A 23,785-nucleotide genomic window follows, 5' to 3' on the forward strand; every position below is an offset into this window, starting at 1 on the left:
TTTTTATTATACAAAAAATAAAAAAATAAATGAAATTTAAGCTTTTTAGCTTCTCTCAATACACATGGCTATTCCCATGCCACCACCTATACAGAGTGCCGCACAACCTTTTTTTTTATCTTGCTTTATCATTTCATGAATAAGAGTTACCAAAATTCTTGACCCAGAAGCTCCGATTGGATGACCTAAGGCAATTGCTCCCCCATTAACATTAACTTTTTGTTCAGGAATTTTTAGCTCTTCTATTACTGCAATACTTTGAGCTGCAAAGGCTTCATTAATTTCAAATAAGTCTACCTCATTCATTTTCCAATTTGCTTTAGATAAAGCCTCTTGGATTGAAGGTATAGGTCCAAGTCCCATTAATGAAGGTTCAACGCCACAGGTAGCCCAAGATTTAATTTTAACCATTGGTTCTAAAAATTTTTTATCAGCTTGCTTCCTAGACATTAAAACTAAAGCTGCTGCACCATCATTTATCCCTGAAGAATTTCCAGGTGTTACTGTTCCATTTTCTTTGAATATTGTTTTTAGCTTTTTTAAGTCATCAATACTTAAATTATTTCTAGGGTGTTCATCTTTTTCAAATATAAATTTTTTATTTTCATCTTCAATTTGTAACTTAATCAACTCATCTTTAAATTTATTTTCGTTATAGGCTTTTTCTGTTTTTTTCTGAGAATTCAATGAAAAATTATCTTGTTGATCTCTTGAAATTTTATATTTTTCAGCAACGTTCTCAGCAGTAACTCCCATATGATAATCATTAAATGAATCTAATAGACCATCTTTCATCATTGTATCTACTAATTCTTTTTCTGAAAATTTTTTATCTTCTCTATAATAAATTGCATGAGTTGCTCTAGACATATTTTCTTGACCCCCTGCAACAATTATTTGATTTTCTCCTAAACTGATTGATTGATATCCTGACACAACAGATCTTAATCCAGATCCACAAACCTGATTGACTATATGAGCAGGTTTTGAAACTGGTATTCCAGCCCCAATCGAAGCTTGTCTAGCAGGGTTTTGACCAAGTCCAGAAGTTAAAACATGCCCCATTATTACTTCATCAATCTCTTCCACATCTAATTTTGATTTATAAATTACCTCTTTAATTACTATTGATCCTAATTTTGACGCACTAAGATTTTTTAATGAACCTTTGTATCTTCCTATTGGAGTTCTTAGCGCAGACGTAATTACAATATCACTTGGTTTATTGCTCATAAAGTAATTAACTTAATATTTTATAAGTTAAATTACATCAAAAACTTTGATATATGGAATATATTATTTTAAAGGACCGCTGGCCAAATTGGATAAGGCACCCGGCTACGAACCGGGAGATTCCAGATTCGAGTTCTGGGCGGTCCACCAAAAATGAAATAGAAATGTTAGATTGGCTTTTAAAAGTATCTTTACAAAAATCAGTAATTTATTTTTTTATAATTATTTTAATTATTTTATTAATCTTAACTTTTGTATTATAAAAAATTATGAGTAATAACTTTGAACAAATAAGTATTAAACCTGGATTTATGAAACACAATGGGGGTGTTTTGTTTAGATCTATTTCAGATACTGAATATGAATTTAAGTCTATAATTAATGAAAATCATTTAAATGCTGCAGGAATTACTCACGGAGGCTATTTATCTGCATTAATAGATGCAGGAGCAGGAACAGCCGCACATAGAGCTGCAGGAAATGCTCCATGTGTAACTATCTCTTTAGATATAAAATTTATAGGGGCCTCAAAAGTTGGAGATGAAATTATTGGACATACAAAAATTTTAAAAAAAACAAACACTCTTGTCTTTTTATTTTGTGAGCTAAAGTGTAATGATAAAATAATTACTTCTGCATCTGGAGTATGGAAAATTATTAAAATAAAGCCTTCTAATTTAGGACCTGGTGGTTAATTTTTTATATTTAGATATCTAATTCTTTTATATTTCTATATTGTTCAAGTGCTTCGGGATTTGCTAAAGCTTCAATGTTTTTAATTTCACTTCCATCTATCTTGTTCTTAACGGCTAGTTCGACTATTTTACCACTTTTTGTTCTGGGTATATCTTTCACAACAATAATTTTACTAGGGACATGTCTAGGAGATGCGTTTTTTTTTATTTGTAATTTTATTTTGTTAATTAATTCTCTTGTTAATGAATAATTTTTGCTCATTACAATAAATAAAACTATTCTAACATCATTATCCCATGATTGTCCTACAACTATAGACTCTTTTATTTCTTTAAACTTCTCAACCTCTGAATATATTTCTGCTGTTCCAAGTCGAACGCCTCCTGGATTTAAGGTGGTATCTGATCTACCATGAATTATATACCCACCATTATTCTTTATCTCTGCATAATCACCGTGATGCCAGATATTTTTAAATCTGTTGAAATAGGCATTCCTGAACTTAAGATCATTTTTATCATTCCAAAACTTTAAAGGCATTGATGGAAACGGATTTTTACAAACGAGTTCTCCTTTAATATTTTTTAAAGACTTGCCTTTATCACTCAGAACATCTACATCTAAGGCCAAACCTTTGTTTTGTATTTCACCTATATTTACTGGCTGATACAAATTTCCTAATACGAAACATGAAACAATATCGGTTCCACCAGAAATAGACGACAAGTGAACATTTTTTTTAATGTGCTTATAAACATATTTAAAACTTTCATTTGAAAGAGGTGAGCCAGTTGAACAAATCGTTCTTAAATTATTAAGTTTGAATTTATAATTTAATTTTGGTTTTAACTTTCTTAAAGCATCTACATACTTCGCGCTTATACCAAATAAGGTTATTTTTTCTCTTTGTGCTATTTTCAAAAGTAAATCAGGTGATTTAAACATAGGAGATCCATCAAAAAGAACAATAGATGCCTTGGAAGCTAATGAACTAACTAACCAATTCCACATCATCCACCCACATGTAGTAAAATAAAAAACGTTATCATTTTCTTTTATATTACAATGTAATTGATGTTCCTTCTTATGCTGAATTAAAACACCACCAGATTTATGACAAATACATTTGGGTTTTCCAGTAGTTCCACTTGAATATAATATTACTAACTCTGTTTCAAAATCAAATTTTTTAAAATTAATTCTTTCGTCATTAATTTCCATTAATTTATTCCATTTAAATAAATTGACTTTTTTAAATTTATTTTTGCTTTTAATAAATTTTTTTCCAGGATAATTAATTATTACAACACTTTTAATTGATGGGATTGATTTTAAGATTGCTGAAAGTCTTTTTAAAACTTCTATTTTTTTTCCATTATAAAAATACTGATCAGCGATAAATAAAACTTTTGGATTAATTTGAGAAAATCTTTCTATAACACCTTTAGAGCCAAAATCAGGACTGCAAGAAGACCATATGCACCCCAAAGAAGTTGTAGCAATGAATGCCTCAACTGCTTCTATGGTATTAGGCATATAGGCTGCTACTCTGTCTCCTTTTTTTATATTTATTTTTTTTAGGAATTTTAAAATTTTACTAGTATTAAAATTTAATTGTTTCCAAGACCTTTCCTCTCTATAGCCATTTTCACTAATAAATGTAACTGCTTTTTCTTGATTATTTTTCGAAAGTAAATTTTCACCAAAATTTAACTTGCTACCTGGTAAAAATAAATTTTTATAAAAAATTTTTGATTTTTTAAAATTTTTTTTACCTTTCGTTCCTATAATTTTGCTAAAATCCCAAAATCTGCTCCAAAACTCAGGTGAATTTTTAATACTCCAATTTAATATGTTTTTAAAATTTTTATTAAATTTTTTATTTACTTTTTTTGAAATGTAATTTTCAAAATCAAATAAATTTGAATTTTTTTTTTCAATAGGAGAAGGTTGCCAAAGTTTTTTACCCATTTTATTAAATTAAATTACTGTTATAGAATTAATCTTATTTATGATAATCTCACTAACATATTAAAGAAAATGAGAACTTTTTATCCTCCGATTCGGTCATGTTTTAGTCTATTTTTGTTCTTTAGCAGTAACAATATCTGGTAGGTAAAAAAAAAGAAGCACAAAAGATAGAAATGACTAAAAATAAAATTACAGCTGTTCTTGGTCCCACTAATACAGGCAAAACTCACCTAGCCATTGAAACCATGCTTTCTTTTGAGACTGGAATGATTGGATTTCCACTTAGATTATTAGCAAGAGAAGTGTATGACAAAGTAATCAAGAAAATAAGTTTAGATAAAGTTGCATTAATAACTGGTGAGGAAAAAATAATTCCATCTAATGCAAAATATTTTTTATGTACGGTTGAGTCTATGCCGATTGATAAACATTTAGAGTTTGTTGGTGTAGATGAAATTCAAATGTGTGCTGATCACGAAAGAGGTCACATTTTTACTGATAGACTTTTAAATATGAGAGGAGAAAAACTTACAATGCTGATGGGTTCAAGTACCATTAAAAATATCATCTCAAAATTAAATGGAGATATTGAATTTATAAACAGAGAAAGGCTATCTAAACTTACATACGCTGGGCATAAAAAAATATCAAGAATTGACAGAAAAACAGCAATTATTGCATTCTCCACAGAGGAGGTTTATGCCATTGCTGAGTTAATAAGAAGACAAAAGGGTGGTGCTGCTATTGTAATGGGATCACTAAGTCCAAAAACAAGAAATGCTCAAGTTGAACTATATCAATCAGGGGATGTTGACTTCTTAGTTGCAACAGATGCAATTGGAATGGGAATAAATATGGATTTAGATTTTGTTTATTTTTCAAATATTAAGAAATTTGATGGAAAGAAATTGAGAAGATTAAATCTTTCTGAAATAGGTCAAATAGCAGGTAGAGCTGGTCGTTATCTTAACGATGGAAGTTTTGGTATTACTGGTGATTGTAAAGAAATATCTCCAGAAGAAGTAGAGTTATTAGAAAATCATAAATTTGAGAAAATTAAAACTTTATTTTGGAGAAATTCAAATCTTAATTTCAATAACCCAATTAGTTTGATTAAAAGTTTAGAAGAAAAACCTCAAGAGGAGTGGCTAAGAAAAATTCATGAATGTGAAGATGAAAAAGCACTAAAATATTTTCTCAAAGATCAAAGAAATTTAAATGTAGGATTTGATAAGAAAACATTAATGCTTTTATGGGAATGTTGCCAAATACCTGATTTTGTTAAAAAAACTTACGGAAATCATTTTGAAGTTATTGGAAATGTATTTAAATTTTTAACAAGCAAAAAAGGACTAATTTCTGAAGATTATATGAGATTACAGCTCATGAAACTAGATAAATTAGATGGAAATGTAGATTCTTTATCAAATAGAATTGCAAATGTCAGAACTTGGTCATATGTTTCAAATAAAAATAATTGGGTAGAAAATCAAAGTTATTGGATCGAAAAAACTAAACACTTAGAAGATAGACTTTCAGACAGATTACATGAAGAACTTACTAAAACTTTTATTGACAAAAGAGCAAGTGTACTTGCAAGAGGTTTAAAACAAGATATGGAATTTAAAACTGAAATTTTACAAAACAATGACGTTAAAATTGACGATCAATTTATTGGAAAGATAAAAGGACTAAAATTAGAGCTAGATCTTAAAAAAGGTGCTTTAGAAACTGATATAAAATCTTTAAAAAAAGCTGCAAGGCAAACTATTGGCCCAGAATTAGAAAAGCGTATTCAATTGATAATTGATACAGGATTAATAAATTTGAATGAAGATTTTAAAATTTACTGGAATGATTTCCCAATTGCTAAATTAACAACAGGTAGTGACTATTTAAATCCTAATTTTGATTTAATCATCGATGATATTATTGAACAGAATACTAAAAAAAAATTAAACGATTACATTAATAAATGGATAAATGCAAAAATAAACAACGTTCTTAAAAGTTTAATTGATTTAAAAAATATAAAAGAAAGTAACTCATCAATTAAAGCACTGGCGTACCAACTCTATGAAAACAATGGGGTATTAAAACGAGACCAAGTTTCAGAATACCTAAAAACCTTAGAACAAAATGATAGGAGAATTCTCAGAAACTTAGGAGTAAAATTTGGGAGATACCATGTTTTTCTTTATCAATTAATTAAGCCAGAAGCAGTATCTTTAAGAACTCTATTATGGAAAAATTTTCATCAAAAATTTTATAATTTAAAACCTCCTATATTTGGTTTAAATTTTTTAGACGATAAAGAAATAAAAAATAAAAACTTTATGCTTTTGTGCGGATTTGAAAAATTTGATAATTTTTTTGTGAGAATTGATATTTTAGAAAGATTATTTGTATTAATAATAAATTCTATTTCAAAAAAAAATTCTGAAATAAAATTAGTTCCAGAAATGATAAATCTTTTAGGATGTAGTAAAGATAATTTTAAAAAATTACTTCAAAAAATGAACTATAAAATATTTGAGAAAGAAAATGAAATATTTTTTAAATACAGTCCTACTAAAAAATTTAAAAAAATTACAAAGAAGAAAGTTTCAAATGAAAACCCATTTAAAATATTAAAGAATTTAAATTTAACTTAAAATGTTTTTTAAACAGGAAAAAATAAAAAAAAATAATTTTCTTACAAAGGTTTGCGCTTTGTTAATTCATGCAGCTAAGATAGATGAAAATTATACATATAAAGAGGAAAAAATTATTAAAAAAACTCTTATTGAGCTAGGTGTTAAAAATGAAAATATTTCTAAAACAATTGAGGAAGCAAAAGCAATTGAGGAAAGCTCAAATCAAATTTTAGATTTTACTAGAGAAGTAAAAAGTTTACCTGAACAGGATAAAATTAAAATTTTAGAGGCTTTATGGTCTATAGTTTATTCAGACAGAGATGCAGATATTTATGAAACTAATTTAATGAGACGACTTGCAGGGCTACTATATATTGACAATAAAACGATGGGCGATATTAAAGAAAAAATTAAAAAAATTTCAAAATGACATATATCGTAAATGACAATTGTATTAAGTGTAAATTAACAGACTGTGTTGATGTGTGCCCAGTGGATTGCTTTTATGAAGGTAAAAATATGCTTGTAATTAAACCCGATGAGTGTATAGATTGTGGCGTTTGCGAGCCAGAATGTCCCGTCGATGCTATAAAAGCGGACACTGAACCTGGAAGTGAAAAATGGTTAGAGATCAATAAGAAATACTCTGATATCTGGCCTAACATAAGTGAAAAAAAAGATCCACCATCGGATCATGAAAAATATAAAAATGAGCAAAATAAGTACGAAAAGTATTTTAAAGAAAATCTTTAAAGGAAAAACAATTAAAAGAGTGAAAAAAAAAGTTGCCAAAAAAAAAGTTGTAAAAGTTAAAAAAACTGTAAAAGCCAAAAAAGCAAAAAAAATAATTTTAAAAAAATCAAAAAAAGTAATTAAAAAAATTTCACCTCGAACAATTAAAATAAAAAAAAATGTTAAAGAAATAGAAAAAACAACTGAACAAAAAGTAGACAATTTAAGAATTTCAAAAACAAACGAAGTTAAACCTGAAATAAAAAAAGTTAAAAAACAAGAGACTGAAAGAAGACAATTTAAAATCAAAGATTATGTTGTTTATCCAAAACATGGGGTCGGTCAAATTTCTGAATTTAAAAAAATTAACATTGGAGGGATTGATGTGGAAACATATGTTATTAAATTTGAAAAAGATAAGGCTAATGGTATGGTCCCTGTTAACAAGCAGTCACACTTGAGACCCTTAGCGACTATTAACCAAGTTAATAAATGTATATCAATATTAAAAAGTAAACCGAAAATTAAAAGGTCAATGTGGAGTCGAAGAGCGCAAGAGTATGAAGCAAAAATATCCTCAGGAAAAATTTATGAGTTGGCTGAAGTAGTTAGAGATTTAAATAAAGGCGACGATCTGATGGTTGATCAATCTTATAGTGAGAGACAATTATTTGAAAAAGCCTATGAAAGAATTTTATCTGAATTTCAGATTGTTTTGAATGTCTCTTTAGAGGATACTCAGAAGAAATTGGATAAAGCGCTAAAAAGAAATTCAGGTGGACAACCCCAAACGGTTGCAACTACAAAAGCTCCAGCTAGTGAACTCCCTGTGGATGAACCTATTTCTGATAACGACGAACAAATTGATGAGTAAAAAAAACGCCTCTCACACAAACTGTAATGAGAAGCGTTTTTTGTAAAGAATACTAAGTTACTATTTTCTTCTTCTTTTTTTTGCTTTTTTCTTAGCTTTTTTCTTAGCTTTTTTCTTAGTTTTCTTTGCCGCTTTTTTTCTTTTCTTAGGCATCTTTAGCTCCCTTTTTTAGTTAAACGAATCAATTTGATTCGCTTTTCTATATTTTTATTTTTTTCTATAAGTTATGTCAATTCTTTAATTAAAAATTAAAATTTATAAAAAAAAATTTTTAGTTTTATATTTTTATAAAACTTTTTTTATTAATTAAGTTAATGTTTATGCGGTTAATAAACTGTTTTATTTATTTTTTTAATAAAGATTTTCTAATTGATTTTTATATTTTTCAGCAACTTTTTTTCTTTTTACTTTCATTGTTGGTGTCATTAAACCATTTTCGATAGAAAAATTTTCATCTATTAATTGAATTTTTTTTATCTTTTCTAATAAAGTTAATTTTGTATTTATTTTTTCAATTACATTATTAATTTTCTCCTTTTCATTTGAAAAATCTTTATTAGGTACTATTAAAGCAACTAAATAATTTTTTTTATCTCCATAAACCATACATTGATCTATCTCCGGCTCATTTGTAATCATATTTTCAATTTTAGCTGGTGAAATATTATCTCCTCCAGCACTCACTATGATATCTTTTTTTCTATCAGTAATTTTTAAATAACCATCATGTGGATCTATCTCTCCAATATCGCCTGTATGAAGCCATCCATTTATTATTACTTTTTCAGTTTCCTCTTTTTTGTTCCAATATCCTAGCATTACATTTTCACCTTTAACTAAAATTTCTCCATCTTCTGCAATTTTAACTTCATTTCCTTTAAATGGAGGTCCTACAGTTTCCACTTTAATTTTATGTATTGGATTGCAACTTACTACTGGTGATGTTTCTGTTAACCCGTATCCCTGAAGTGTTGGTAATCCTATAGCATTTAAAAATTCACCTATTTCTTTATCTAAAGCACCACCACCTGAAACGAAAGCTTTTAAATTTCCACCAAATTGTTTTTTTATTTTCTTTCTAACTAATTTATCAACTATAAAATCGAGCAATTTTTCATAAAAAGTCATTTTTTGATTTAATAGTTTTTTTCTCCCCAGACGAAGAGTTGCTTCAATTAATTTTGCTTTAAAACCCGTTTGTTTTTTTAAATTAATGTTTATTTTGTTGTAAAGGTTCTGATAGAACCTTGGAACAGCAGTCATAAGCGTAGGTTTTGCCTCAGAAATATTGTCTAGAAGTTTTTCAATTTTTTCAGCATAAAATACTTTAGCTCCTACTGCTACTTGTACAAATTGAACACAGTGTTCATAGGAGTGAGAAAGAGGAAGCCAAGTTAAAAATACTGGTCTTGAGTTAAATAATGGTTTTATAATTCCACACGATCCCTCAACATTATTCAAAATTCCACCGTGACTCAAAATTACTCCTTTAGGATTCCCTCCAGTTCCTGAAGTATAAATAATACATGCTGGAGACTTTCTGTTTAATTTATTATTTACGATTTTATCTTCCCCTAATAAATTATTCTCAACTATTAAGTTAAAATCTAAGTATTTTTCTTTATTAATTAAATTTAAATTATTTGTTACTTTATCTATTTCATCCAAAGTAATAACTTTTTTGATGAAGTCTTTTTCATTAATTGAATTATTTAATTTTTTTAACATTTCATTATTTGAAACAATAACTAAGCTAGGTTCACAATCCTCTATCAAGTACTTATAATCACCTTCCATATAAGTTGTATATGCTGGAACTGTAATTCCACCAGCAACCATAATAGCTAAATCACAAACAAACCATTCAGGTCTATTCTCTGAAACTAAAAGACATCTATCACCTTCTTTTATATTTTTTTTAATAACTTTTGATAATTTTAAAATATTCTTTTCAGTTTGTTCCCATGTATATGTTTTTTTATTACTTGGATTTAGCCATTCTAAAAAAATATCTTTTTTGTTTTGTTTATTTGCTTGATTTACAAACAATTCGATCAAATTATTTAAATTATTTATATTCATAATTACTGGTGGGCGAAGAGAGAATCGAACTCTCACTTCTTGCGAAACACGATTTTGAGTCGTGCGCGTCTACCAATTCCGCCATTCGCCCTTGGTATTCAATTAAATTATATTTAATAGTATAAGAACTAAATTTATATTAAAACCAAAAAATGTTTCAAACACTTTACAAAAAATGTTTAGAATTAGCTGCACATAAAAGTTCAAATTTTTATTTAGGGCTTGTATCTTTTGTAGAAAGTTCTTTTTTTCCTATACCTCCAGATGCAATGATAATCCCAATGGTTATTGCAAAAAAAAAGGAATATTTGAAAATATTTATAATAGCATCAATATTTTCAGTGCTTGGAGGAATATTCGGATATTTGATAGGTTATTTATTTTTTGATTTAGCAATGTATGTAATCGAATTTTATGGTTATCAAGATAAAGTAGAAAATTTAAAATTAAGCATGTCTCAAGGGAGTGGATTCCTGGCATGGCTGAGTATTCTTTTTTTAGCAGGCTTTACTCCGTTACCTTATAAAGCTTTCACGATTTCAAGTGGTTTAATTGCTTTTAATCTTCCTGTTTTTATAGTTGTTAGTTTAATTTCAAGAGCTCTGAGATTTTTTATTGTTGCTTATTTGTCTTATAAATTTGGAGAATTATTTACAGAGTACATGGAAAAACATGGATCAAAATGGTTCACCATAATTGGAATTATTATAGTTATAATATTTATTATTATTTATTTATTTTTAAAATTTAATGGTTGAGATTAACAAAACAATTACATTAAAGTTAATTTTTTTAATTAGTGTTCTTGCTCTAGCATCGGCATTTTTTATTGAATACGTTCTAGGTCATCAACCTTGTAACTTATGTGTACTGGAAAGAGTTCCATACTTATTATCATTAATAATTATTATATTAAATTATAAATTTATTAATCTTGAAAAATATTTCATTCTTTCTCTTATTTTAATTTTTTTAGCTGCAATTATTTTATCTCTATATCATTTAGGTATTGAGCAAGGTTTCATTGAAGAGTCATTAGTTTGCGATTTAAAAAATGGCTCTAATTTACTATCAAAAGAAGATATATTAAGACAATTACAAGAAAAAAATGTAAGCTGCAAAGATGTTACATTTAAAATTTTAGGATTATCGCTTACAAGCTATAACATTATTATATCAATATTGATTGTATATTTTACAACTAAAACTTATTTAAGTTATGAAAACAATAAATAAAAAGAAAATAGAAGAATTCATTAGAGTTGATCATGCTGGGGAGCGTGGTGCTGTAAAAATTTATGAGGGACAGTTGCTTGCACTAAACACATTAATTAAAGATGATGCTTTAAAAAAAACAATTGAAGAAATGAAAGTTCATGAGAAAGAACATTCTGATTTTTTTGAAAAAGAAATTAAAAAAAGAAATATTAAACCGACAAAATTTTTACCCTTATGGGATTTATTAGGTGTAGGATTGGGTTTTGGTTCAACTTTACTTGGTAAGAAAGCGGCTATGCTTTGTACTGCTTCTGTTGAAGAGGTAATAGATGAACATTATTTAAACCAAATAAATCAACTTGATAATAGTGAACCAAAACTTAAAAAGAAAATAATTAAATTTAGAGAAGATGAATTAAACCATAAAGATATTGCTTATGAAAAGGGTGCAACAAAAAAAGGTGCTTACTCTATATTAGATAAAATTATTAAAACTGGATCAAAAATTGCAATAAATATTTCTGAGAAAATTTAAGACTCTAGTTCTACATCCCAATATAGGTAATCCATCCAACTTTTGTGTAAAAAATTTGGTGGAAAATGTTTGCCATTTTTATGTAGGTCCTCTGTTGATGGCCGATAAGGGTACTGATGTAACTTCATACCTGAATGTTTTAATAGTTTTCCACCCTTTTTTACATTGCATGCAGAACAAGCTGTTACAACATTATCCCAATTAGTTTCACCCCCTTTAGATCTAGGTAATAAATGATCAAAAGTTAACTCTTCATTGCTTCCACAATATTGACAGGAAAATTTATCTCTTAAAAACACATTAAATCTAGTAAAACTTGGTTTGCTTTGAGGAACAATATAATCCTTTAATGCGATAACACTTGGTAATTTCATATTAAATGACGGACTTCTTATAGTTCTATCATAATTACTAACAATAATAACTCGATCAAGAAAAACAGATTTAACTGTATCCTGCCATGACCACAAAGACAAAGGGTAGTAACTCAGAGGTCTATAGTCTGCATTGAGGACTAATGCAGGGCACTTTTCTAATGAAACATTTTGTTCAATAAAGTTATTCATTAAATTAATTTTAACTTAGTTAAACAATTTTATCAATAATAAGAGACGTTAAATTTTTTTTAAAATAAAATTTAAAGCTGTACTTGATGCTTCAATAGGAATATGATGATCACAATTTTTTATTAATAGTGTATCAACTTTAACATTATTTCTTATTAAAAAATCTTTTGCTTCCAGTAAATGGGTAGATGGGACAATTTGATCAGCTTCTCCATGTATAAGTAATGTTTCAGTTTTATTTTTGATTCTATTTTTTAAATCTTTTTGATTTATTATTTTTCCAGAAAAACCAACTATACATAAAAAATTTTCTCCAAATGTAAGACCAACATTTATAGACATCATGCATCCTTGGCTGAATCCTGATAAACATATTTGATTATTTGATAACTTGAACTCTTTTTTTATTTCATTAATAAATTTTTTTAGTACCTCTTCAGCTTTAATTGATTGCTGTAATATGTAATCAGAATCCTCTTTTGTTAAATCAAACCATTGATAACCAGAGGGATTTATAGCACATGGCTCGTGACCATTCGGACAGATAAAGACTGTATTAGGCATATGTCTCTTCCAGTTTAAAGATAACATGCTAATATCCTTTCCATCACCTCCATAACCATGAAGCAAAATAATTGCATTTTTAATTTCAACACCGTTTTCTGGTTTAATAATTATGGAATCTAGGCAAAATGTCATAGTAGATAAATTATGTTTTTTATGTCAAAACACAATCTAAAATAAAAAAAATGATTTCAGGAATAGTAGTAAAAGTTTTATCAATAGCCCTTTTGATAGCTGTAGGGATAGTTTTAATCTTAGGTATAGGGACTCTTTTTAAGGGAGGAGAGACAAGTAAAAAATATTCAAATAAATTAATGCAGTTAAGAGTTATTTTACAGTTTATTGCAATTATTGCTTTAGTTGGCTTTGCTTATTTTTTTAAAAATTAGTTATATTTTTTTATCCAATTAATAAAATTTTTATCTTCAAAATCAATTGAACCTATTACTCTAGCAAATTCTTGGCCATCTTTATTAATTAGAATTGTTGTAGGGACACCTCTTAATGAAAACATTTTTGCTAATGTTGTAGGTGGATCAAAATAAGGTTCAAAATTTTTAATGTTAAGATCTATAAAAAATTTATTAACTTTATCTAAAGTTTCTTTCCCAATATTAATTGCAAAAATTTTTATATTATCCAATTCTGGGTTGGCTTGGAGTTTATTTAAAGATGGCATTTCATCTTTACAAGGTTCACACCAAGTCGCCCAAAAATTTAATATCAACAAGTTACCAGTATATTCATTGATATTAATTTTTTGATCATTTTTGTCTAAAAAAATAACATTATCATGTGTTTTTGGTATTTTATGGATTACAATATTTTTAATACCATGTAGTTCTTCAGCTACAACATTTGTTATCAAAAAAATAAATATTATTAAAAATCTCATGTTAAATAGGTATAATTAAATATCATGGCAAAAAATAAAAACAACCAAGCAATATGGAACACGCGGATAAAAAAAAATGTATCAAGTTTGTTTCAAAAAGTCGGTAATTCAATAGATATTGATAAAAGACTTTATAAAGAAGATATTCAAGGATCAATTGCTCATGTTGAGATGCTTTTTAAACAAAAAATAATTTCATTCAAAATAAAAAATAAAATTATTTATGGACTAACAAAAATTGACAAGGAAATAGCAAACAATAAATTTGAGTTTAATAAAAAATATGAAGATATTCACATGAATATTGAAAAGAGACTTTTTCAAATTATAGGTGAAGAAGCTGGCTACGTTCACACTGCAAGATCAAGAAATGATCAAGTAATTACTGATTTTAAAATTTGGATGAAAAATTCAACCAACGAAATAAATAATAACATTAATAAAGTTATTAAGAGTACAATTAAGTTAGCTGAAAAAAATGTTGAGACTATTATGCCTGGATTTACACATCTTAAAAATGCTCAAGCTATCTCTTTTGCACATTATTTAATGTCTTATGTAGAAATGTTTAATAGAGACAAAAAGAGATTTTATAATAATTTAGACAGTTTAAATGAAAATCCTTTAGGTGTTGCTGCTTTAGCAGGAACATCATTTAATATAGATAGAAATTATACAACTAAAAAACTTGGTTTTAAAATACCTACAAATAATTCTATTGATACAGTTTCAGATAGAGATTTTGTTTTAGATTTTTTATACGCTTCATCTGTGTGTGCTATGCATATTTCTAGAATTGCTGAAGAGTTGATTATTTGGAATTCGGATGCTTTTAACTTGATCAATTTATCTGATAAAGTCGTTACCGGATCTTCCATAATGCCACAAAAGAAGAATCCTGATCTTTTAGAGTACTTGCGTGGTAAATCAGGAAGCGCTTATGGAAATTTATTTTCGATGCTTACAATTTTAAAAGGATTACCACTGTCTTATTTTAAAGATATGCAAGACGATAAGGAGATTGTTTTCAAATCTAACGACAATCTAAATAATTGTTTAAAAATTTTCGATGAAATACTAAAAAATTGTAACCCGAATAAGAGTAAAATGTTAGAACTTGCTAATTCTGGATATATTACTGCCACTGATTTAGCTGACTATCTTGTGAAAAATCACTCAATGTCTTTTAGAAAAGCATATCAAAAAACTGCTGCTGTAGTTAATTTGGCTGAAAAGAAAAAAAAGAAATTAAATGAACTGACTTTAGAAGAATTAAGAAAAATCGAACCTAAACTTAAAGATGATGTATTAAAAGTATTTAATTTAAAAAATTCAATTAATTCGAAAAAATCTTATGGTGGAACTTCTTTTGATAATATTAAAAAAATGATAATGAAATATAAAAGAGAAAAATGATTAAAAAATTTACCATAATTATATTGATATTTTGTGCCGTTATTTCTTGTGGAAAAAAAGGGGATCCTAAATACGTAGATCCAGATAAAAAAGCAGAAATAAAAAAAGTTTCAGTTAACTTAGCTTAATGAAATACATAAATAAAACACTAACAATAGAAAAAATTAATCTCCAAAAAATTGCAAATAAATTTGGAACTCCATTTTATTCTTACTCCTATTCTAAATTAAAAGAAAATATTAATAATTTTAAAAAAAACTTCAGATCTTTTTCACCACTTATCTGTTTTGCGGTTAAATCCAATACAAATGTTAATATAATTAGAGAAATTAAAAAATTTGGATTAGGTGCTGATGTTGTTTCAGTAGGAGAACTCATTATGGCACTGAAAGCAGGAATTAATCCAAGAAAAATAGTATTTTCTGGTGTTGGTAAAACAACAAGTGAAATCAGCTTTGCTATTGATAAAAAAATTTTGCTTATTAACGCTGAGTCTTTAAGTGAAATAAAAGAAATAAATCGAATTGCAAAATCAAAAAATAAAAGAATAAAAATTGGTGTAAGACTAAACCCCAATACAGATGCAAAAACATTAAGTCAAATATCCACTGGAAAAAAAGAAAATAAATTTGGTGTAAATAAAAATACATTCTATGAAATTATAAATTATTGCAAAAATTCAAAAAATATTGATTTAAAATGTCTAAGCGTTCATATAGGTAGTCAAATTTTAGACCATAGACCTTATGAAAAAATGCTTAAAGCGGTTAGTCAAATTCTCAATAAAACAAATCATAAATTTGAATTTATAGATTTAGGTGGAGGTATGGGCATTACTTATACTGATAAAAATAAAAAACTTAATTATAAAAAATATAACACAGCTATTCTTAAATTTTTAAGAAGACATAAAGTTAAAATTATATTTGAGCCAGGTAGATCAATTATTGGCGATACTGGTACATTAGTATCAAAAATAATCTATATAAAAGATAGCGGAAGTAAAAAGTTTATAATTTTAGATGCTGCAATGAACGATTTAATGAGGCCTGCTTTATATGGTGCGTTTCATAAAACCTTACCTGTTACAAAATCTAACAAAATATCAAAAAAACCATATGAATTTGTAGGTCCTATTTGTGAAAGTACAGATAAATTTATTACATTAAAAAAGTTTCAAGTGTTGAAAGAAAAAGATTTAATAGCAATATGTGATGTGGGAGCTTATGGAATGTCGCTTAGCTCAAATTATAATTTAAGACCTAAACCAGTGGAATTATTAATAAAGGGATCAAAAATTAAAGTAATAAGAAAAAGACAAAAGCATAAAGATATAATTTAGCTTTTGACAAAAATGATAAGAAACTTTTTATTTTCAATATTATTTTTTACTGGAATCATTTTTATTTCGATAATTTTTTTACCATCATTTTTTTTACCTAAACAGGTTGTTTTGGTAGGAGGTAAATTAATGGGCCATTGGGCCAGTTTTTGTTTAAGGTTTGTTCTTTCAGTAAAAATTTCAATCAAAGGAAAGGAAAATATTATTAATAATGAAAAATTTTTTATAGCAGCATCTCATCAATCAATGTTTGAAACTTTTTACTTACAAACAATCTTTAACTCACCTGTATTTATTCTAAAAAAAGAATTATTGTTAATTCCAATATTTGGTTGGTACTTAAAAAAAATAGGATCAATTTCAATAAAAAGAAACAAAGTTACAAAAGATAACTTAGGTTTTTTTGATGATATTTCAAAAATGATAGTTACTTCTAATAGACCTTTGATTATTTTTCCTCAAGGAACTAGAGTTCTTCCAGATGAGAGACCACCTTTTAAAAAAGGTGCTTCGAGAATTTATGAAGAGCTAAATGTTGCTTGTCAGCCAGTTGCAATTAACTCTGGATATGTGTGGCCTAAAAAAGGTAAAAAGAAATCTAATAAAACGATTACAATATCTATTCTAAAACCAATTCCTTCTGGGTTAACAAAGGAAAATTTTATTCAAATCGTTGAAAAAAATATTTATTCAGAGTTAGATTTAATTAATTAGCCCTTCATAGGCATAACAACAAAAATACTATCGAAATCACCTGGATCTTTTATCAGTGCTGGTGAACCAGTATCATTAAAGAAAATTTCAACTCTTTCTCCATCTAGTTGAGAAGCAATATCTATTAAATATCTAGAGTTAAAACTTATCTCTAAATCATGATCAAACTTAACAGTTAAAGTTTCTTTACCATCACCACTGTTTGTATTATTTACCGACAGATCTAAAGTATCTTTAGATAAATTGAATTTCACACCATCTTTTTTATCTAATGAAACAGATGCTACTCTATCAACTGAATTTAAAAACAATTTTAAGTCTATTTCTAATTTTTTTTGATTATTTTTAGGTATAACTTGAACATAATTAGGAAATTTTCCATCAATAAGTTTTGAAATTAAAATACTATTATTTAATTCAAATTTTATTTTTGATTTCACATTTGAAACTTTTACATCTCCGTCATAGCTATCTAATAAAGAACAAAGTTGAAAAATTGTTTTTTTTGGTAAAATTATTGGATCAAAATCAATTTTTTCCTCCAATCTAAATTTTGAAATAGACATTCTATGACTATCAGTTGCAACTGCTGTTAAATAATTTTTATCTTCAACTTCCGTTTGATGAAAATAAATACCACTTAGATAATGCCTAGTTTCATCATTAGAAACTGAAAATTTACACTTATTTAATAATTTCAAAAGTTGTTTTGATTTAATTACAAATTCATTTTGATTAAAATTTTCGTCTGTCAGTGGAAATTCTGTTGCACTTATACAATTCAAATTAAAAATGGATTTTTCAGACTCTACTTGTAATTTACTAATATCTGTTAGAGAAAGATTTATTTTTTTTCCTGAATTAAACTTTCTTATAATATCATACATTATTGAGGAGGTTGTAGTTGTTTTTCCCTCCTCTAATATTTCTACATTATTTAACTGGTGTATAAATATTAAATCTAGATCAGTTGCTGTAATAGTAAGTTTTGAATTACTTGCATCTAACAGAATGTTTGAAAGAATTGGTAGTGTGCTTCTTTTCTCAATAACACCTTGGCAATAATTTAAAGCTTGCTGAAGGTCTTGTTGATTTACATTAAATTTCATTTTCTTTATTATTATATAAAATCTGATTTTTTAATTTATTTATATTATCGACCATCTCAGGATCTTTTTCTTTTATCTTTTCAATTGTTTTTACTGAATGAATTATTGTTGTATGGTCTCGGTTAGAAAATTCCCTTCCAATTTCAGGTAATGATTTAGAAGTCAATATTTTAGTTAAATAAATTGCCGTTTGTCTAGGTCTTACTAAATATCTTGATCTTCTTGATGATAGCATTTCATTTTTGCTTATTTTGAAAAACTTACAAACAATTGTCTGAATTAGATCTATTGTAACCTTATTTTCTGCTAAATTTAATAAATCCTTTAAAACTACTTTAGTTTCAGCAAGATTTGGGACTTTGTTGTAAATTCTTGAAAATGAAACAACTCTGTTTATTGCACCAACTAATTCTCTTACACTTCCAGTTATTTCATTACTTATAAAATCTTGAATTTCTTTAGAAACTTGTAATTGTTCGGAATACAAAGCATTCAATTCCTCAGTTTTTTTTCCAACTATTTTTTTTCTTAGCTCTTGGTCTGGCTTTTGAATATCAACAACTAATCCGCCAGAAAATCTTGATTTTATTCTTTCTTGAATCCTTGATAATTTATTTGGTGCTCGATCAGCTGATACTATTATTTGAGATCCCTTATCAAGTAATGCATTAAATGTATGAAAGAACTCCTCTTGCATAGCCTCTTTTCCACTTATAAACTGAATATCATCAATTAATAAAATATCTGTATTTCTAAAATATTCTTTAAACTTAACCATTTCGTTTGATTTAATTGATTTTACAAACTGATACATGAAACGTTCAGCAGAAATAAACATTACTTTATTATTTTTTTTAAGCTCTAAACCTATTGAATTTAGTAAGTGAGTTTTTCCCATTCCAACACCGCCATAAATATAAAGTGGATTATAATGAGATATATTTTCTGAAACTTTTAAAGATGCTTCGTAAGCTAATTTGTTACTTGAACCTGTAATAAAATTATCAAATCTTTTATTTGGATCAATTCGATTATACTGAAGGTAAGAGTCTTTTATAAATGAAACATTTTCATTAGTATTATTCTCTTTAATATTATTTTCATTTAAAGTGATATCTTGAGCTTTTTCAACTATTTTGAACTCAATTCTAATAATGTCTTTTTTAAATACCTTAATTATCTTTAATATTTGGTCTAAATACCTTGATGTAATCCAATCTCTAATAAATCTTGTTGGAACTGATAATAATAAGTAATTATTGAATTCCTCAACAAAAGAAATCTTTTTTAACCAGCTCTCATAAACTTCTAAGCCTAGTTTATTTTTCATTTCATTCTGTACTTGCTTCCATTCAAAACTCTCAGAAGAAAAATTATTAATATTTTTTGTATTTATTAATTTATTCATAAATTAAGGAGGAATCTCAGTTAGAACTATTTAAAAAAATTTGCAACAAGTTAATAAAGAAATTTAAAAAAAAATAAAATCTAGGATTGTGATTTATAATTTTGCAGATAAATTTTATTTTAAATTTAAAATTAAAATTTAAAATTGAATCAAATATAGATTGAATCGATAAATTGATTGAATTAAAATTAAATCAAATATAGATTGAATGACGATAATCCAAATATTTACTAAATCTAAATATAGTAACTTAATACAAAACTTAAATATATACTGTGGATATCAGAAGTTGTTTGAAAATTTAAACTAACGTTTAGATTGCAGCTATTTTTTTGGTAATTCTAGAAACGTTTCTAGAGGCATTTTGTTTTTTTATTATTCCTGTTTTAGCAATTTTCATCAACTCAGAGTTTAACTTTGGTAAAAATTTTAGAGCTTCATCTTTCTTCTTACTATCAATTAGAAGGTTTATTTTCTTAAGAGCGTTTCTAAACCTACTCTTTCTAGCTTTATTTACCGCTGTTTGTTTAGAAATTCTTCTAATCCTCTTAATTGCTGATTTTGTGTTTGCCATCTGCGCAGGGGTATAGCTTGAGAATTTATAGTGGTCAACTAAATATTTAACTATTTTTGACAGGAAACACAAAAAAAGGTTGATCTATTTGAAGTTATTTTTTTTTTTATAATACCTTTGCACTTCGTGCGCTTACAATTAGCTCCGTCTTGCTGATAAACTTTAAACTCCTTTTGAAAATTACCTTTATTACCTAAGATATCTTTAAAATCTCTTATGCTTGAACCTCCCTTATTAATCGCCTGTTGAAGTATTTTCTTAGAATTTAAAATAATATTTAAACATTCATTTTTATTAAGTCTTTTTGCCTTTTTAAATGGATTTATTTTACTAGCAAAAAGAATTTCGCTTGCATAAATATTACCTATCCCAGACACAAATCTCTGGTCAAGTAAGAAACTTTTTATATCCTTATTTTTATTCTTAAAATAATTAACTAAATAATTTAAGTTAAATTTATCGCTAAAAGGTTCGGGTCCCATTAATTTAAATCTTTTTTTTAAATCTTGATGATTTTTGATTATTTCGAAAAATCCAAAACGTCTTGGATCATTATAAATTACTTTCAAGCTATCAAATACAAACTCTGCGTGGTTATGTTTTTTAGGTAAAAAAGGTGAATGATAAAAACTAGTATTCGTAAATTTTTGAGGCTTTTTGTTATCAAGAATATGAATAGTTCCTGACATTCCTAAATGAATTATACAATAATTTTCATTTTGAAAATGGATAATCAAATATTTAGAAAATCTATTAACTTCAATTATTTTTTTATTTTTAAGAAAACTTTCAAAATAACTTGGTATTTTAAACCTTAAATTCCTATTTCTAATTATTACTTTTTTTATGCTTTTTTTTTTGATCTTTTTATGAAGGGATTGTCTTACAATTTCTACTTCTGGTAATTCTGGCATTTGATACTATATTCAATATATATTTTTTTATGCAACAAAATCTTCAAAATAAAAAAGGACTTGTAGAAAATGTATTTAATCAGGTCTACAACAAATATGACTTGATGAATGACTTTATGTCTATGGGGGTTCATAGGTATTGGAAAAAAAGTTTAATCAATATGATGAATCCGAGAGTTAGTAGAAAATTAATAGATGTTGCATGTGGGACGGGGGATGTTGGAAAGTTATTTTTAGATAACACAAATAAAGAAGCAGAAATTACTTGTGTAGACCCTAATAAGGGAATGGTTAGTCAAGGAAAGCAAAAATTAACTAATTACAAAAATGTAAAATGGGTTATTTCTCCAGCAGAGAAATTGCCAATAGCAGACAATTCATTTGATTATTACACTATTAGCTTTGGGCTAAGAAATACAAAAAATTTAAATAAAGCACTTTCAGAAGCCTATAGAGTTTTAAAGCCTGGCGGACGCTATCTATGTCTAGAATTTTCTAAGATTCAAAACTCAAATCTTGATTTTGTATATAAAAATTATTCAAAACTCATTCCTATTATTGGTCAGTTTGTAGTTGGAGAAAAAGAACCTTACGAATATTTAATCAAAAGTATTGAACAATTTATTAATCAAGATGAATTAATAGAGTTGATGGAAAAAAATAATTTTCATAAATGTTCTTATAGAAATCTTTCTGGTGGTATTGTTTCAATTCATAGTGGTTGGAAAATTTGATGATTAAAAAACTTATTACTTTATTTAAATTGGGAAGAAAAATTGCAAAATCAGATATTTTAAAAATTGCATCAAAATTTAAAAAACCTCCTTTAGCTATAACAATATTGTTCCAAATTTTATCTATTTCATTAAAAAAAAAGGAACAAAATAATTTAATTGAAGATGATGGAGAAAGACTATCTAGGTCATTAGAGTCTATGGGTACAACTTTCATCAAACTTGGACAATTTCTTGCTACTAGACCTGATATAATTGGAGAAGAATTATCTTTAAAGCTAGAAAAACTTCAAGATCGATTGCCCCCTTTTTCAATTCATGAAGCAAAAGAAATTATTAAAGAAGATCTCGGTATCGATGCGTTTAATTCTATAATAGATTTAAGTCAACCAGTCGCTGCTGCTTCGATTGCACAAGTTCATAAGGCAAAAATAAATGACAATGGAACTATTAAAGATGTAGCAATAAAAATTTTAAGACCAAATATAAAAAAAATATTCAATGAAGAAATAGATGCGATGATGTTATTTGCATTTATTATTGAGTCATTTGTAAAAAAAACAAAAAGATTAAAACTTGTTGAAGTTGTTTTTTTACTTAAAGAGATAACTAATCTTGAAATGGATTTAAGATTCGAAGCTGCTGCAGCAAATGAATATGCAGAAAATACAAAAAATGATGCTGGATTTAAAGTTCCTGAGATTTATTGGAATTTTACTAGTGAAAATGTAATGACTTTGGATTGGATAGATGGAATTTCAATAAGAGAAGCTGAGGAGCTTAAGAAAAGAAATTTAGATACTAATAAAATAGCTGAAGATATTATCCAACATTTTTTGAGACATGCTGTAAGAGATGGTTTTTTTCATGCAGACATGCATCAAGGAAATATTTTTGTTGATAATAGTGGACAGATTGTTCCTATAGATTTTGGGATTATGGGTAGATTAGATAAACTTAGTAAAAGGTTTTTAGCAGAAATTTTATTTGGATTTATTCAAAGAGATTATCGCAAAGTAGCTGAAGTTCACTTGGTTGCTGGATTAGTTCCTAAAGAAGTACCAATCGATGATCTAGCTCAAGCTTTGAGGTCTATTGGTGAACCTATATTTGGTCAAGAAGTAAAAGATATTTCAGGAGGTAAATTACTCAAACAATTGTTTGATGTAACAGAAAAGTTTAATATGCAAACTCAACCTCAATTATTAATGTTGCAAAAAACTATGGTTGTTGTTGAAGGTGTGGCAAGAAAATTAAATCCAAACACAAATATTTGGACAACGTCAAAGCCTGTACTAGAAAATTGGCTTAAAGAAACCAAAGATCCAATTAATAATTTAAATGAAACTTTAAAAAATACATCTGAAGTAATTAAACGTTTACCAGAATTTCCTGAGATTATGGATAAAGCAAATCAAGCATTAACGTTTTTAGCTAGTGGTCAAATTCCACAAAATTCAAATTCTTACACCGCTCTGAATGATAAAAAATCAGAAATGATAGCATTTAGAAATCAATCTATTATTGGTTTATTACTTCTTGTAATTTTTGGCCTTATAGTATTTTAATTCT

The 23,785-nt window shown here is 26.9% G+C and carries 25 protein-coding genes and 2 tRNA genes; 16 read left to right on the forward strand and 11 right to left on the reverse strand.

Annotation, left to right across the window (positions count from 1 at the left end; translation table 11 throughout):
- Positions 1 to 45 precede the first annotated feature (45 nt).
- Positions 46 to 1,233, reverse strand: coding sequence for an acetyl-CoA C-acetyltransferase (locus tag ACTT9X_RS06085; protein WP_440934745.1), 1,188 nt, complete (start codon positions 1,231 to 1,233; stop codon positions 46 to 48).
- Between the two features lie 73 nt (positions 1,234 to 1,306).
- On the opposite strand from ACTT9X_RS06085, the gene ACTT9X_RS06090 reads away from it, so the two are divergent.
- Positions 1,307 to 1,383, forward strand: a tRNA-Arg gene (locus ACTT9X_RS06090).
- Between the two features lie 119 nt (positions 1,384 to 1,502).
- Positions 1,503 to 1,928, forward strand: coding sequence for a PaaI family thioesterase (locus ACTT9X_RS06095; protein WP_440934746.1), 426 nt, complete (start codon positions 1,503 to 1,505; stop codon positions 1,926 to 1,928).
- A 10-nt stretch (positions 1,929 to 1,938) separates the two neighbouring features.
- On the opposite strand, the gene ACTT9X_RS06100 is transcribed toward ACTT9X_RS06095, so the two are convergent.
- The gene (locus ACTT9X_RS06100; protein ID WP_440934747.1) at positions 1,939 to 3,900 is read right to left on the reverse strand and encodes an acetoacetate--CoA ligase; all 1,962 of its coding nucleotides are present in this window, start codon (positions 3,898 to 3,900) and stop codon (positions 1,939 to 1,941) included.
- Between the two features lie 173 nt (positions 3,901 to 4,073).
- Here ACTT9X_RS06100 and ACTT9X_RS06105 point away from each other — a divergent pair, with 173 nt between their 5' ends.
- Genes ACTT9X_RS06105 through ACTT9X_RS06120 form a run of 4 tightly spaced genes read left to right on the forward strand, consistent with a single transcriptional unit; the run spans position 4,074 to position 8,142 of the window.
- On the forward strand, positions 4,074 to 6,554 hold the full coding sequence (locus ACTT9X_RS06105; protein WP_440934748.1) for a helicase-related protein: 2,481 nt from the start codon (positions 4,074 to 4,076) through the stop codon (positions 6,552 to 6,554).
- Between the two features lies 1 nt (position 6,555).
- A complete protein-coding gene (locus tag ACTT9X_RS06110) occupies positions 6,556 to 6,966 on the forward strand; it encodes a TerB family tellurite resistance protein (protein ID WP_440934749.1) in 411 nt (136 codons plus the stop codon).
- A complete protein-coding gene (gene fdxA, locus ACTT9X_RS06115) occupies positions 6,963 to 7,289 on the forward strand; it encodes a ferredoxin FdxA (RefSeq protein WP_440934750.1) in 327 nt (108 codons plus the stop codon). Before ACTT9X_RS06110 ends, fdxA begins: the two co-directional genes overlap by 4 nt.
- Positions 7,231 to 8,142 carry a CarD family transcriptional regulator gene (locus ACTT9X_RS06120; RefSeq protein ID WP_440934751.1) on the forward strand — a complete coding sequence of 304 codons (912 nt, stop codon included), beginning with the start codon at positions 7,231 to 7,233 and terminating at the stop codon, positions 8,140 to 8,142. The genes fdxA and ACTT9X_RS06120 overlap by 59 nt, the downstream gene beginning before the upstream one ends.
- Positions 8,143 to 8,493: 351 nt before the next feature.
- Here the strand turns inward: ACTT9X_RS06120 and ACTT9X_RS06125 are convergent, their stop codons facing one another.
- Positions 8,494 to 10,224: an AMP-dependent synthetase/ligase gene (locus ACTT9X_RS06125; protein ID WP_440934752.1), complete on the reverse strand. Its 1,731-nt coding sequence runs from the start codon at positions 10,222 to 10,224 to the stop codon at positions 8,494 to 8,496.
- 6 nt (positions 10,225 to 10,230) lie between these two features.
- Positions 10,231 to 10,315: transfer RNA gene (locus tag ACTT9X_RS06130), tRNA-Leu, on the reverse strand.
- A 61-nt stretch (positions 10,316 to 10,376) separates the two neighbouring features.
- Between ACTT9X_RS06130 and ACTT9X_RS06135 the strand changes: the two genes are divergently transcribed.
- From ACTT9X_RS06135 to ACTT9X_RS06145, 3 genes are read left to right on the forward strand one after another with little or no spacing between them, the layout of a single operon-like run.
- Positions 10,377 to 10,982, forward strand: coding sequence for a YqaA family protein (locus tag ACTT9X_RS06135; protein ID WP_440934753.1), 606 nt, complete (start codon positions 10,377 to 10,379; stop codon positions 10,980 to 10,982).
- Positions 10,975 to 11,460: a disulfide bond formation protein B gene (locus ACTT9X_RS06140; RefSeq protein ID WP_440934754.1), complete on the forward strand. Its 486-nt coding sequence runs from the start codon at positions 10,975 to 10,977 to the stop codon at positions 11,458 to 11,460. The genes ACTT9X_RS06135 and ACTT9X_RS06140 overlap by 8 nt, the downstream gene beginning before the upstream one ends.
- Positions 11,444 to 11,977, forward strand: a complete 534-nt coding sequence (locus tag ACTT9X_RS06145; protein ID WP_440934755.1) for a demethoxyubiquinone hydroxylase family protein — start codon at positions 11,444 to 11,446, stop codon at positions 11,975 to 11,977. The genes ACTT9X_RS06140 and ACTT9X_RS06145 overlap by 17 nt, the downstream gene beginning before the upstream one ends.
- Here the strand turns inward: ACTT9X_RS06145 and ACTT9X_RS06150 are convergent.
- Positions 11,974 to 12,543 (reverse strand): HNH endonuclease, encoded by a 570-nt coding sequence (locus ACTT9X_RS06150; RefSeq protein ID WP_440934756.1) that lies wholly within the window; start codon positions 12,541 to 12,543, stop codon positions 11,974 to 11,976. The two genes, ACTT9X_RS06145 and ACTT9X_RS06150, sit on opposite strands and share 4 nt — an antisense overlap.
- A 48-nt stretch (positions 12,544 to 12,591) precedes the next feature.
- On the reverse strand, positions 12,592 to 13,242 hold the full coding sequence (locus ACTT9X_RS06155; RefSeq protein ID WP_440934757.1) for an alpha/beta hydrolase: 651 nt from the start codon (positions 13,240 to 13,242) through the stop codon (positions 12,592 to 12,594).
- A gap of 50 nt (positions 13,243 to 13,292) precedes the next feature.
- Between ACTT9X_RS06155 and ACTT9X_RS06160 the strand changes: the two genes are divergently transcribed.
- Positions 13,293 to 13,496 (forward strand): twin transmembrane helix small protein, encoded by a 204-nt coding sequence (locus tag ACTT9X_RS06160; RefSeq protein WP_440934758.1) that lies wholly within the window; start codon positions 13,293 to 13,295, stop codon positions 13,494 to 13,496.
- On the opposite strand, the gene ACTT9X_RS06165 is transcribed toward ACTT9X_RS06160, so the two are convergent.
- Positions 13,493 to 14,002, reverse strand: a complete 510-nt coding sequence (locus ACTT9X_RS06165) for a TlpA family protein disulfide reductase (protein ID WP_440934759.1) — start codon at positions 14,000 to 14,002, stop codon at positions 13,493 to 13,495. The genes ACTT9X_RS06160 and ACTT9X_RS06165 overlap by 4 nt on opposite strands.
- A 24-nt stretch (positions 14,003 to 14,026) precedes the next feature.
- Between ACTT9X_RS06165 and argH the strand changes: the two genes are divergently transcribed.
- The 4 genes from argH to ACTT9X_RS06185 are packed head-to-tail and all read left to right on the forward strand — an operon-like array spanning position 14,027 to position 17,474.
- Positions 14,027 to 15,418, forward strand: a complete 1,392-nt coding sequence (argH, locus tag ACTT9X_RS06170; protein WP_440934760.1) for an argininosuccinate lyase — start codon at positions 14,027 to 14,029, stop codon at positions 15,416 to 15,418.
- Positions 15,415 to 15,546, forward strand: coding sequence for a hypothetical protein (locus tag ACTT9X_RS06175; RefSeq protein WP_440934761.1), 132 nt, complete (start codon positions 15,415 to 15,417; stop codon positions 15,544 to 15,546). Before argH ends, ACTT9X_RS06175 begins: the two co-directional genes overlap by 4 nt.
- Positions 15,546 to 16,760, forward strand: coding sequence for a diaminopimelate decarboxylase (gene lysA, locus ACTT9X_RS06180; RefSeq protein WP_440934762.1), 1,215 nt, complete (start codon positions 15,546 to 15,548; stop codon positions 16,758 to 16,760). Before ACTT9X_RS06175 ends, lysA begins: the two co-directional genes overlap by 1 nt.
- Positions 16,761 to 16,772: 12 nt before the next feature.
- Positions 16,773 to 17,474, forward strand: a complete 702-nt coding sequence (locus ACTT9X_RS06185) for a lysophospholipid acyltransferase family protein (RefSeq protein WP_440934763.1) — start codon at positions 16,773 to 16,775, stop codon at positions 17,472 to 17,474.
- Here the strand turns inward: ACTT9X_RS06185 and dnaN are convergent.
- The 4 genes from dnaN to mutM all read right to left on the reverse strand — a co-directional run bounded on the left by dnaN (position 17,471) and on the right by mutM (position 21,479).
- Positions 17,471 to 18,583, reverse strand: coding sequence for a DNA polymerase III subunit beta (gene dnaN, locus ACTT9X_RS06190; RefSeq protein ID WP_440934764.1), 1,113 nt, complete (start codon positions 18,581 to 18,583; stop codon positions 17,471 to 17,473). The genes ACTT9X_RS06185 and dnaN overlap by 4 nt on opposite strands.
- Positions 18,573 to 19,991 carry a chromosomal replication initiator protein DnaA gene (gene dnaA, locus ACTT9X_RS06195; protein WP_440934765.1) on the reverse strand — a complete coding sequence of 473 codons (1,419 nt, stop codon included), beginning with the start codon at positions 19,989 to 19,991 and terminating at the stop codon, positions 18,573 to 18,575. The genes dnaN and dnaA overlap by 11 nt, the downstream gene beginning before the upstream one ends.
- A 313-nt stretch (positions 19,992 to 20,304) precedes the next feature.
- Entirely contained in the window at positions 20,305 to 20,565 is a 261-nt protein-coding gene (gene rpsT, locus ACTT9X_RS06200; protein WP_440934766.1) for a 30S ribosomal protein S20, read from the reverse strand.
- Between the two features lie 50 nt (positions 20,566 to 20,615).
- A complete protein-coding gene (gene mutM, locus ACTT9X_RS06205) occupies positions 20,616 to 21,479 on the reverse strand; it encodes a bifunctional DNA-formamidopyrimidine glycosylase/DNA-(apurinic or apyrimidinic site) lyase (protein WP_440934767.1) in 864 nt (287 codons plus the stop codon).
- A gap of 29 nt (positions 21,480 to 21,508) precedes the next feature.
- Here mutM and ubiE point away from each other — a divergent pair, with 29 nt between their 5' ends.
- Positions 21,509 to 22,213 carry a bifunctional demethylmenaquinone methyltransferase/2-methoxy-6-polyprenyl-1,4-benzoquinol methylase UbiE gene (ubiE, locus tag ACTT9X_RS06210; protein WP_440934768.1) on the forward strand — a complete coding sequence of 235 codons (705 nt, stop codon included), beginning with the start codon at positions 21,509 to 21,511 and terminating at the stop codon, positions 22,211 to 22,213.
- Positions 22,213 to 23,781, forward strand: coding sequence for a 2-polyprenylphenol 6-hydroxylase (gene ubiB, locus ACTT9X_RS06215; protein WP_440934769.1), 1,569 nt, complete (start codon positions 22,213 to 22,215; stop codon positions 23,779 to 23,781). Before ubiE ends, ubiB begins: the two co-directional genes overlap by 1 nt.
- The last annotated feature ends 4 nt before the right edge of the window (positions 23,782 to 23,785 follow it).

The sequence above is a fragment of the Candidatus Pelagibacter sp. genome (assembly GCF_052049855.1).
GTDB lineage: Bacteria > Pseudomonadota > Alphaproteobacteria > Pelagibacterales > Pelagibacteraceae > Pelagibacter.

What these genes read in the sequence shown, in the direction of transcription:
- ACTT9X_RS06095 (WP_440934746.1), top strand. Translation starts at nt 1,503, where the DNA reads ATGAGTAATAACTTTGAACAAATAAGTATTAAACCTGGATTTATGAAA.
- ACTT9X_RS06110 (WP_440934749.1), top strand. Translation starts at nt 6,556, where the DNA reads ATGTTTTTTAAACAGGAAAAAATAAAAAAAAATAATTTTCTTACAAAG.
- dnaN (WP_440934764.1), bottom strand. Translation starts at nt 18,583, where the DNA reads ATGAAATTTAATGTAAATCAACAAGACCTTCAGCAAGCTTTAAATTAT.
- ACTT9X_RS06160 (WP_440934758.1), top strand. Translation starts at nt 13,293, where the DNA reads ATGATTTCAGGAATAGTAGTAAAAGTTTTATCAATAGCCCTTTTGATA.
- rpsT (WP_440934766.1), bottom strand. Translation starts at nt 20,565, where the DNA reads ATGGCAAACACAAAATCAGCAATTAAGAGGATTAGAAGAATTTCTAAA.
- dnaA (WP_440934765.1), bottom strand. Translation starts at nt 19,991, where the DNA reads ATGAATAAATTAATAAATACAAAAAATATTAATAATTTTTCTTCTGAG.
- ACTT9X_RS06120 (WP_440934751.1), top strand. Translation starts at nt 7,231, where the DNA reads ATGAAAAATATAAAAATGAGCAAAATAAGTACGAAAAGTATTTTAAAG.
- lysA (WP_440934762.1), top strand. Translation starts at nt 15,546, where the DNA reads ATGAAATACATAAATAAAACACTAACAATAGAAAAAATTAATCTCCAA.
- ACTT9X_RS06175 (WP_440934761.1), top strand. Translation starts at nt 15,415, where the DNA reads ATGATTAAAAAATTTACCATAATTATATTGATATTTTGTGCCGTTATT.
- ACTT9X_RS06105 (WP_440934748.1), top strand. Translation starts at nt 4,074, where the DNA reads ATGACTAAAAATAAAATTACAGCTGTTCTTGGTCCCACTAATACAGGC.
- mutM (WP_440934767.1), bottom strand. Translation starts at nt 21,479, where the DNA reads ATGCCAGAATTACCAGAAGTAGAAATTGTAAGACAATCCCTTCATAAA.
- ACTT9X_RS06145 (WP_440934755.1), top strand. Translation starts at nt 11,444, where the DNA reads ATGAAAACAATAAATAAAAAGAAAATAGAAGAATTCATTAGAGTTGAT.
- fdxA (WP_440934750.1), top strand. Translation starts at nt 6,963, where the DNA reads ATGACATATATCGTAAATGACAATTGTATTAAGTGTAAATTAACAGAC.
- ubiE (WP_440934768.1), top strand. Translation starts at nt 21,509, where the DNA reads ATGCAACAAAATCTTCAAAATAAAAAAGGACTTGTAGAAAATGTATTT.
- ACTT9X_RS06085 (WP_440934745.1), bottom strand. Translation starts at nt 1,233, where the DNA reads ATGAGCAATAAACCAAGTGATATTGTAATTACGTCTGCGCTAAGAACT.
- ACTT9X_RS06135 (WP_440934753.1), top strand. Translation starts at nt 10,377, where the DNA reads ATGTTTCAAACACTTTACAAAAAATGTTTAGAATTAGCTGCACATAAA.
- ACTT9X_RS06140 (WP_440934754.1), top strand. Translation starts at nt 10,975, where the DNA reads ATGGTTGAGATTAACAAAACAATTACATTAAAGTTAATTTTTTTAATT.
- ACTT9X_RS06150 (WP_440934756.1), bottom strand. Translation starts at nt 12,543, where the DNA reads ATGAATAACTTTATTGAACAAAATGTTTCATTAGAAAAGTGCCCTGCA.
- argH (WP_440934760.1), top strand. Translation starts at nt 14,027, where the DNA reads ATGGCAAAAAATAAAAACAACCAAGCAATATGGAACACGCGGATAAAA.
- ACTT9X_RS06155 (WP_440934757.1), bottom strand. Translation starts at nt 13,242, where the DNA reads ATGACATTTTGCCTAGATTCCATAATTATTAAACCAGAAAACGGTGTT.
- ACTT9X_RS06100 (WP_440934747.1), bottom strand. Translation starts at nt 3,900, where the DNA reads ATGGGTAAAAAACTTTGGCAACCTTCTCCTATTGAAAAAAAAAATTCA.
- ACTT9X_RS06165 (WP_440934759.1), bottom strand. Translation starts at nt 14,002, where the DNA reads ATGAGATTTTTAATAATATTTATTTTTTTGATAACAAATGTTGTAGCT.
- ACTT9X_RS06185 (WP_440934763.1), top strand. Translation starts at nt 16,773, where the DNA reads ATGATAAGAAACTTTTTATTTTCAATATTATTTTTTACTGGAATCATT.
- ACTT9X_RS06125 (WP_440934752.1), bottom strand. Translation starts at nt 10,224, where the DNA reads ATGAATATAAATAATTTAAATAATTTGATCGAATTGTTTGTAAATCAA.
- ubiB (WP_440934769.1), top strand. Translation starts at nt 22,213, where the DNA reads ATGATTAAAAAACTTATTACTTTATTTAAATTGGGAAGAAAAATTGCA.